7 protein-coding genes are annotated in these 8,144 nt (G+C 38.1%); 5 read left to right on the top strand and 2 right to left on the bottom strand.

All coding sequences use genetic code 11. From position 1 onward, the window contains the following. Positions 1-68: 68 nt before the first annotated feature. Positions 69-359 (bottom strand): hypothetical protein, encoded by a 291-nt coding sequence (locus SVZ03_13850; protein ID MDY6935292.1) that lies wholly within the window; start codon positions 357-359, stop codon positions 69-71. A gap of 1,090 nt (positions 360-1,449) precedes the next feature. Here SVZ03_13850 and SVZ03_13855 point away from each other — a divergent pair. From SVZ03_13855 to SVZ03_13865, 3 genes are all read left to right on the top strand, one after another. Beyond that, positions 1,450-2,376 carry a DUF4037 domain-containing protein gene (locus SVZ03_13855; protein ID MDY6935293.1) on the top strand — a complete coding sequence of 309 codons (927 nt, stop codon included), beginning with the start codon at positions 1,450-1,452 and terminating at the stop codon, positions 2,374-2,376. A 27-nt stretch (positions 2,377-2,403) separates the two neighbouring features. Beyond that, the gene (locus SVZ03_13860; GenBank protein MDY6935294.1) at positions 2,404-3,336 is read left to right on the top strand and encodes an NAD-dependent epimerase/dehydratase family protein; all 933 of its coding nucleotides are present in this window, start codon (positions 2,404-2,406) and stop codon (positions 3,334-3,336) included. Between the two features lie 169 nt (positions 3,337-3,505). After that, the gene (locus tag SVZ03_13865; GenBank protein ID MDY6935295.1) at positions 3,506-4,078 is read left to right on the top strand and encodes a DUF4125 family protein; all 573 of its coding nucleotides are present in this window, start codon (positions 3,506-3,508) and stop codon (positions 4,076-4,078) included. Positions 4,079-4,201: 123 nt separating this feature from the next. On the opposite strand, the gene cooS is transcribed toward SVZ03_13865, so the two are convergent. Further along, positions 4,202-6,145, bottom strand: a complete 1,944-nt coding sequence (cooS, locus tag SVZ03_13870; protein MDY6935296.1) for an anaerobic carbon-monoxide dehydrogenase catalytic subunit — start codon at positions 6,143-6,145, stop codon at positions 4,202-4,204. Between the two features lie 574 nt (positions 6,146-6,719). Here cooS and SVZ03_13875 point away from each other — a divergent pair. Beyond that, the gene (locus SVZ03_13875; GenBank protein MDY6935297.1) at positions 6,720-7,208 is read left to right on the top strand and encodes an Ig-like domain-containing protein; all 489 of its coding nucleotides are present in this window, start codon (positions 6,720-6,722) and stop codon (positions 7,206-7,208) included. A 9-nt stretch (positions 7,209-7,217) separates the two neighbouring features. Beyond that, positions 7,218-8,039 carry a formylglycine-generating enzyme family protein gene (locus tag SVZ03_13880; protein ID MDY6935298.1) on the top strand — a complete coding sequence of 274 codons (822 nt, stop codon included), beginning with the start codon at positions 7,218-7,220 and terminating at the stop codon, positions 8,037-8,039. The last annotated feature ends 105 nt before the right edge of the window (positions 8,040-8,144 follow it).

Below are 8,144 nucleotides of genomic sequence, written 5' to 3' on the forward strand. Positions count from 1 at the left end.
TACTGAATCAATCTTAAATTGTTTGTCAAATTTTCTTCTTGATTTCATTGACTCCTCCGTTAAGCTTATTATCGTTTCTTTTGCTTAACTTCATGTCCTCTTTTTCGGGCAAGGCCATAATAACCATTAATAACATGTACTATTTTAAATTTTTGATTTTTCCCATCATGAGCGTTTGTAACATATAAGTTATTTATCCTATTTATAGCAACTTTTGGGTCATTATGGCAACAAACATCTATTGATTTTCCACTCTGTTTACTAAAAATTTTATATTCAATATTAGGTTTAAACTGGCTAAAAACAAGCTCTTGAAATAACAACAATAGGAATATATTAATAAAAATAAATTTTATCATTAGAATCCTCCTTAGAAAAAATTATTACTTTGCTCTATTTAAATTATTCGCAATAGTGATAAATGTATTTGTAAGAATAATCAATAAACAACAATAAGTATTATCATAAAAATTTCCGCATGTTTATTTTTCAGAAATATTCTTTTCTAAAGGGTATTTGTTATTATTATTAGGGAACCTCTATTAATTAAAAATATTTTGTTGCCAGCCTGTGCAAACACCTGATTCCACAGGGTTTGTGAATAAGGGTATTGTTAGAAATTTAATTAATAGAGGTTCCCATTAAATAGTAAACCACCAGCTTTGCCGGTGGTTTACTATTTAATAATAAATTGTTGTGTCATTTTATAATCTCCATAAGTGATTGATCGCAATAAAGATTGTTGCGAGCAACGAGGATTTAGTAAGATTTGCTATTGTAATATTTTATAATGATAAGTAATAATTTTCAATTTTACTACATAAGAATAGCAGATTTTCAAAAAAAATCAACAAAAAATAATCTATTCCAAATGATGTCCCATTTAATATTATATAATGAATATAAACTATTCAATGATACTGTGGTTAAAAGAAAAGTCATGTTATATGCAACCTTAGTGATTTGATCTGATTCATAATTGACCATATAATGCTGAAATTGTTCAGGCGGGTTATTTTTTATTAAGTTAAATTGAGGCTTCTTAATAATAGATTTATGATTGCTGAACTGAATAACAGATACGCTGGTTGAAAGGTCATAATTATTCCTAATGCAGGTAATATGAGCAATTCGCTTTCTTTATTCGTATTATCCATTCGAATTTCCAAATTATCCTTGTGTTTTTTTTTCACTTTTTCTAAATTTACTTATAATTGTAATACTCCCTAAGCGGAAATATGTTTGTTTTTTATAATTCCTTAACCCATGAAGTTGTGGATATTTTATAGTTTTATTCTTATACAAAAGATGATGTGCTTGTTTTCGGATTGAGTGTCTTATAAATCATATTGATATAGATACCTACTGCTCTTCATTATGAGATTGGTGAGTAATTTGTTTGGAATATAATATTATGGCAATAACATTGATAAGTAAGGAAGGAATGTTATGAAAGGATTGGAGCTTGCGGAAAAATATTTTTATAATAATGGCTTGCCTATGATTCAAAATGCATTTAGTCAGCATAGTGAACGCATAGCTGGCGGGCTCGTTGGTGATGGATCGGAGTGTTTTGGATTTGATGATGCCATATCTCGAGATCATGATTGGGGGCCCAGTTTTTGTCTATGGCTGACAATGGAGGATTATAATGCGATTGGGGGGATCTTGCAAAAGGAGTATGATAATCTGCCAAAGTCAATCGAGGGATATGAATCGAGAAAAACCAGTGATTGGGGTCAAGGAAGGGTTGGAGTCTTTGAGATAGGTCAATTTTATGCAAATTTTATTGGTATAGACAATATACCATCAAACCTTGATGATTGGATTTCGCTTCCAGAGCAATCGCTAGCTGCATGCACTAATGGGAAGGTCTTTTATGATCCCCTTGGTGAGTTTTCACGGTTTAGATCTAAACTGCTTGAATTTTATCCTGATGATGTGAGGTTGAAGAAGATGGCTTCCAGATGCATGACAATTGCTCAGTCTGGTCAATACAACCTAGAACGTTCAATTAAGAGAAATGAATATTTTGCGGCACAGTATGCTGAGACCAAATTTTGCGCTGATGTGATGTCCTTAATATTTCTAATCAATAAGAGATATACCCCTTTTTACAAGTGGGTGCATAGAGCCCTGAAACAGCTTCCTATACTTGGAGCGGTCATACATATGAAAATTGCTGAATTGATTTCCACAAAGGATTATAATGAAAAACCTAGAATAGTTGAAGAGATTTGTTCAGCAATTATTGAGCAGTTGAAGAATGAGGAATTAACTGATTCATCAAGTAATTATTTACTCGATCATGGTCCAATTATACAGAGCAAAATAAGGGATCCACAAATGAGAGAGAGAAATGTCTGGGTGGGTTAAAATAAAATATACCTTAGGAGGATATTTGTGAAAGATATATTAATAATTGGAGGCAGCTATTTTGTTGGGAAGGTCTTTGTTGAAGAGCTTGTGAAGGAATCCGATTATTCCATCACTGTCTTAAACAGAGGCAACCGCCCACTCCGGATGCAAGGGTTGAAGGAGATTGTCTGTGATAGAAATGATGTTGATAAATTCAAACAGAGCGTCTCTTCAACTCAGTGGGACGTTATTGTGGATTTCTGCGCATACACACCCCAGGATATTGAGAATGCCCTTTCGGTTTTCCCAAAGGGGGGAGTTAAACACTATATATATATTAGCACAACGTCGATTTATCAAGCGACACAGATGTTGCCAATAACTGAAGATGCTCCCAAGCTATCAGGTCCTCAACCTGAATTAGGGCCGCAGGCCGCTGATTATGCATATAATAAATGGCTTGGTGAAATAAGACTAAAAGAGTTGTGTAGTCAAAAGGAGATCAATTATACGTCATTTCGCCCTGCAATTATTTATGGAAAGTATAATTATGCTCCAAGAGAAAGCTATTTCTTCGATTCTATAATCGAGAGTGAAACCATTATTATACCTGATAATAGACTTCCTCTATTCTCTTTTGTATCAGTTTGGGATGTCGCTAAAATACTTATAGCTAGTTTAGGAAATGAGGAGCTTTATAAAAAGGAATATAATCTATCGAGTTTAGAATTTATCTCATATGCAAGGTTTGCTGAGGTATTAGAAGAAATAGCTGGCAAATTTCTATATGTTAATATTATGAGTATTCGGGATATTAACTCAAGTAGAATTCCATTGCCCTTCCCATTGAATAAACATTTGATTTATTCAGGGGCTTTAATACAGAGTATCCTAGGATTTGAATATACACCTTTTATAGATGGCATGAGAGATACTTACAATTATTATTTACAAAGCAGGGGTATTTCATTATCTTAGACATTAAATATGGGTAGCGCGTTAAAAGGGGATTGATCATATTGAGGGATAAAGTACGCTTTGAGTCTTATACTCAACATCGATAAGCAAAACAGTGATTATACCTACTGTCATATTGTTACCTTGAATTACAAAATCGCATAACGTGAAAATAATAAGGGAGGGAAAAATGTCACAAAAGGATGATTTAATAACAGATATTCTTGATATTGAAATAAATATGTTTCTAACTGTTCCAACCGCTCAACCCAGCAGTTGCCAGAGTTATCCGGATAGTTTTCGGATGCATAGAAGGGCGCAGTTTTCAACCTGGTCAGAGGAAACCCTGAAGAGCTATCGAAGCGATCTACAGATGGCAGAGAGGGCAGGGAAGAATCTTATGACAGAGAAATATGCTCGAATGGATAGCCTTCTTCCTCCAAAAAAGCCAAACCCTTTAATAAAAGAGATTGTTGATATTCAATATGAATGGCAGATAAAAATGTTCAATAAATATCCAAATCTGATGGGTGGCGCGAGAGTGCTTTCGAGTGCCGAGGATTCGGTTAACAGAACATCATTTGAGACTTACCTGAAAAGCGAGTTGGAGACATATTCTGATAATACCATAAAACTCCTTCATAAAGATGTTTTAGATAGTCATGAGAAGGGAATAAATTTGACTGAGGAGCTATATTCACAACTAGTACTAAATATGGGTTATAGTTCTATTGAAGAGGCTGAAAAAGTACAAAAAAGATAAAATAATATTAAAAGCGTATTTTACTGGCAGATATTCTTCACATAATATGCAATCTACCAGTAAAATACGAATTGTGGGTCGTGCGATATTAACTAACAACTCAAATTATTGGAAAAAACAGATCTATGCTAATTCTCGTCGTTTTTCCATATCAAATAGTACTCGCTCTCTCTTCTTATCAATACCCAGATCCTTACGTTTTTTATCAATGTGAGCGATCATCTTTTGGGCCATCTCAATAGGATCATTAACAAAATCCCACTTGCCACCATAGGTTTTTTCAATATCTTTAAACAGGTATTTGACTAAGTCCTTGCTTCCAAGAATCGGAAAGGTGTCGCTTCCACCGAATAGGGTGTATACCCCTGAAGCTACAAAATATTGACCAATGGCTATCGCCTTTTCGCTCATCCATTCAGGGGCAGCCCCTGCGGCTGGAAGGTCGCTAATATCCTCTCCCAAACCGCCGTCTTTGACAACAGCAGTTGCTGCCAATAGGATTCTACTGTTATCAACACAGGATCCCATATGAAGCACTGGAGGAATGCCGACTGTCTCGCAGACCTCTATTAAGCCCGGACCAGCATGTTTCATTGCAGCCTCAGGTGTTAATAGCCCAAATTTTCCGGCAGTAATTGCGCTGCAACCCGTTGTGAGAACGATAACATCATTTTTTATTAGTTCCTTTATCAAGGTAAAGTGATCATTATCATGGGTTACTCTTGCGTTATTGCATCCAACAACGCCCGCTATCCCGCGTATCCTGCCATTTATTATGTTATCATTCAATGGCCTGTAGGATGCTCTGAAGGTGCCACCAAGAAGATAATTTATCGTTTCATGGCTAAACCCGGCAATTATTGGAGATTTTTCTTCAGGGATAACAACCTCTTCCTTCCTATTTGAAAAATTGTCTATGCTAACACGAATTATCTCTTTTGCGGAGTTCAAGGCATTGTGTTCATCGAATTCAATCCTATAGGCGTTTGTAATATCAGCCTTCGGACTCGTTGTTATCAGTTTTGTATGATAACATGAAGCGACATTCACAAGTGACTGCATAATGCACTGAACATCTACTACCATGGAGTCAACTGCGCCTGTAGTTATTGCAAGCTCTTGCTGCAGGAAGTTGCCGGAAATAGGAATACCATGCCTCATAAGCACCTCGTTAGCTGTGCAGCACATACCCGATATGTTTATGCCCTTTGCGCCCTTTGATTCTGCAAGCTTTATCATTTCCGGGTCCCGAGAAGCAACTACTATCATCTCAGAAAGCAGCGGTTCATGACCATGTACAATAATATTAACCTGATCCTTCTTTAACACTCCGAGATTGACCTCGCTATAGACAGGCACTGGTGTTCCGAACATTATGTCCTGAAGTTCAGTCCCAAGCATTGATCCGCCCCATCCATCACTTAAGGCCGCGCGTATTCCCTGGGACATCAGACTTTTATAATCCTGATCAACCCCCATATGCGTTCTGTGCATTACTTCAACGATCTCCCTGTCAATTCCTCTAGGCCATACCTTTTCTCTCTCCCAGAGTTCCTGCCGCTTTGCTGGAGCTTTATTCAGCAGTTGGAGCTTGCCCTCCTGCTGTCCCCACATAGCAAGAGCCTTTTCACCAACTTCAATTGCAATATCCTTAATCTCCCTATCCTCAATCTCAACGCCAAGGTCCATTGCAACCTGATATAATTTCTGTTCATCCTTTATTTCATAACCTGGAATTTCTCCTTTAGCAGCCAATAAGAAGACCTCTGCAACTCCCCTGCCATGATCTGAATGAGACGCTGCACCTGCCGCTATCATCCTGATAAAATTTCGAGCTGCTATTGTCTCCGCTGTTGCTCCACATAGCCCTACCTTCTGCTCTACTCCTTCCTTCTTTGGTAGCGGAACGCGGCATGGTCCCATTGAACAATTTTTACAACAACTGCCATCTGCGCCAATGGGGCAGGGTTTCATATCCGCGGCTCTATCAAAGACTGTGCTAATTCCATCTTTCTTTGCTTTATCATAGGCCTTAATTGTAGCTTCATCTATGCTAATCTTGTCCATATTATTCCTCCCTTAAATTATTACGTTAGCTAAGATATATGCTTGTAGATTGTACCAACATCTATATTGAATATTTTTTATTTTCCCGAATTATATAATACTCCCAGCTAAACTAATAATAGTAATGATTATTATTGTCAAGATTAATTTATTTTTTTTTTTTTTTTACATTATGGAATCATTTTATAAAGCTAAAGAGAAAAAATGGGCTATTATCTCACTTTGACAGGTCATTCTTAGGAATACAGCAATCTTATTATGATTCTAATCTATAAAGACTCCTGCATTCGCAGGAATGACATTGAGGTTTAACCTGTTTTTGGGTAATAAATAAACTATATCGCTATAACGACGTATACTTATCAATATTCATAATTATTCGGGATTGTATTTTCCGTGCGTATAATTATTTTTTTATATAATGGCGTTCCTGTAAGAGTTGATATTTAAGAAATTGATGCTGAATATCAACGATTACATGCGATTATATCCGTTTATACTCAGTGAAAACGGTATAATATACTTTTTACAGTAACAGGATATAATTACATTTAAATTTCAAAGGAGAATTTTTATGAAGAGATTTGCAAGTATGGTTTTTGTTGGTTTAGTTATGTTTTTGGGCATAGGCTTAGTCGGATGCGGAGATGATGATGGAGGCAGTGACAAACCGATCATACCGGGCTCAATAGCTGTCACGGGCGTATCGCTGAACAAGAGCAGCACAACCATAGGTTTAGGTTCAACTGAGCAGTTGACAGCCACAGTTGAGCCAGCGGATGCTACGGATCAGAGTGTGAGCTGGTTAAGCGACAATGAAGGCGTTGCCACAGTGGCATCAGATGGCACGGTTAGCGCAGTTGCGGTGGGAACAGCGACCATTACAGTAACTACAACAGATGGAGGATTTACCGCTGTATGTGAGGTTATGGTTATTCCGAAAGACATGGTGTATGTGCCAGGGGGCACATTTCAGATGGGTTATGACGGTGTTGCAACGCCTGTGCATGAGGTGACTTTAAGCAGTTTTTACATGGGTAAATATGAGGTGACGAATGCGTAGGTGGTTGAGGTGTTCAACTGGGCGAATGGAGAGGGTAAGTTTGCGATTGTTAATGAAACTACAGTAACCAATACTGGAGATGATAGCCAGGAACTGCTTGATATGGATCTGGAGAGTACCCATTGTTATTTAGAATACAGTGGTGGGACATTTTCAGTTATGACTGACCGAGGCGATGATGGATATGGAGGTAGGGTTGATTTGTCGAACTATCCGTGCATAGGGATAAGCTGGTATGGGGCTGCTGCATTCTGTAACTATTTGAGTGAGATGGAGGGTTTGACGCCCTGCTATGACTTGAGTGATTGGAGCTGTAATTTTAGCAATAATGGCTACAGGCTTCCTACAGAGGCGGAGTGGGAATATGCGGCTAGGTATATTGACGGAATTAGCTGGCTTCCAGGTAATCATGCAAGCGGAGATGAAACAGGTTATTGTTATCCGATTGATGGAGGAGAATCAACGGTTTTTGGAGATTATGCATGGTATTGGGGTAATTCGTTTAATACCCCGAATAGTTTTTTGTATGACGATGGAGGCGGAGGGCATTACGGGACACATGAGGTTGGCACAAGATTACCGAATGAACTGGGCATATATGATATGAGCGGGAATGTATGGGAGTGGAATTATGACTGGCATGATGATTATGACAGTGATCCGGAAATAGATCCAACAGGTCCAAGTAGTGGTACTCTCCGTGTGCAGCGGGGCGGGGTCTGGTACAGCGGGGAAAGCGATCACCGCGATCTGTGCGTCTCTAGTCGAAGCCCTCTCGGCCCGTCCATGGCGGACGGCAGCATGGGCTTCCGCGCTGCGAGGACTTATTAGTTTTTGGCAGAGCCTTTTTAAGCACCTTCTGTGCAGGCTCTGCATTAGCTCATCCGTGAGCGTCAGATTTTTACATTTTTACCTTTTTGAGTTTTTTTTAAAGCT

The organism is Spirochaetota bacterium, assembly GCA_034190085.1.
In the GTDB taxonomy this organism is placed as follows: Bacteria; Spirochaetota; UBA4802; order UBA4802; family JAFGDQ01; genus JAXHTS01.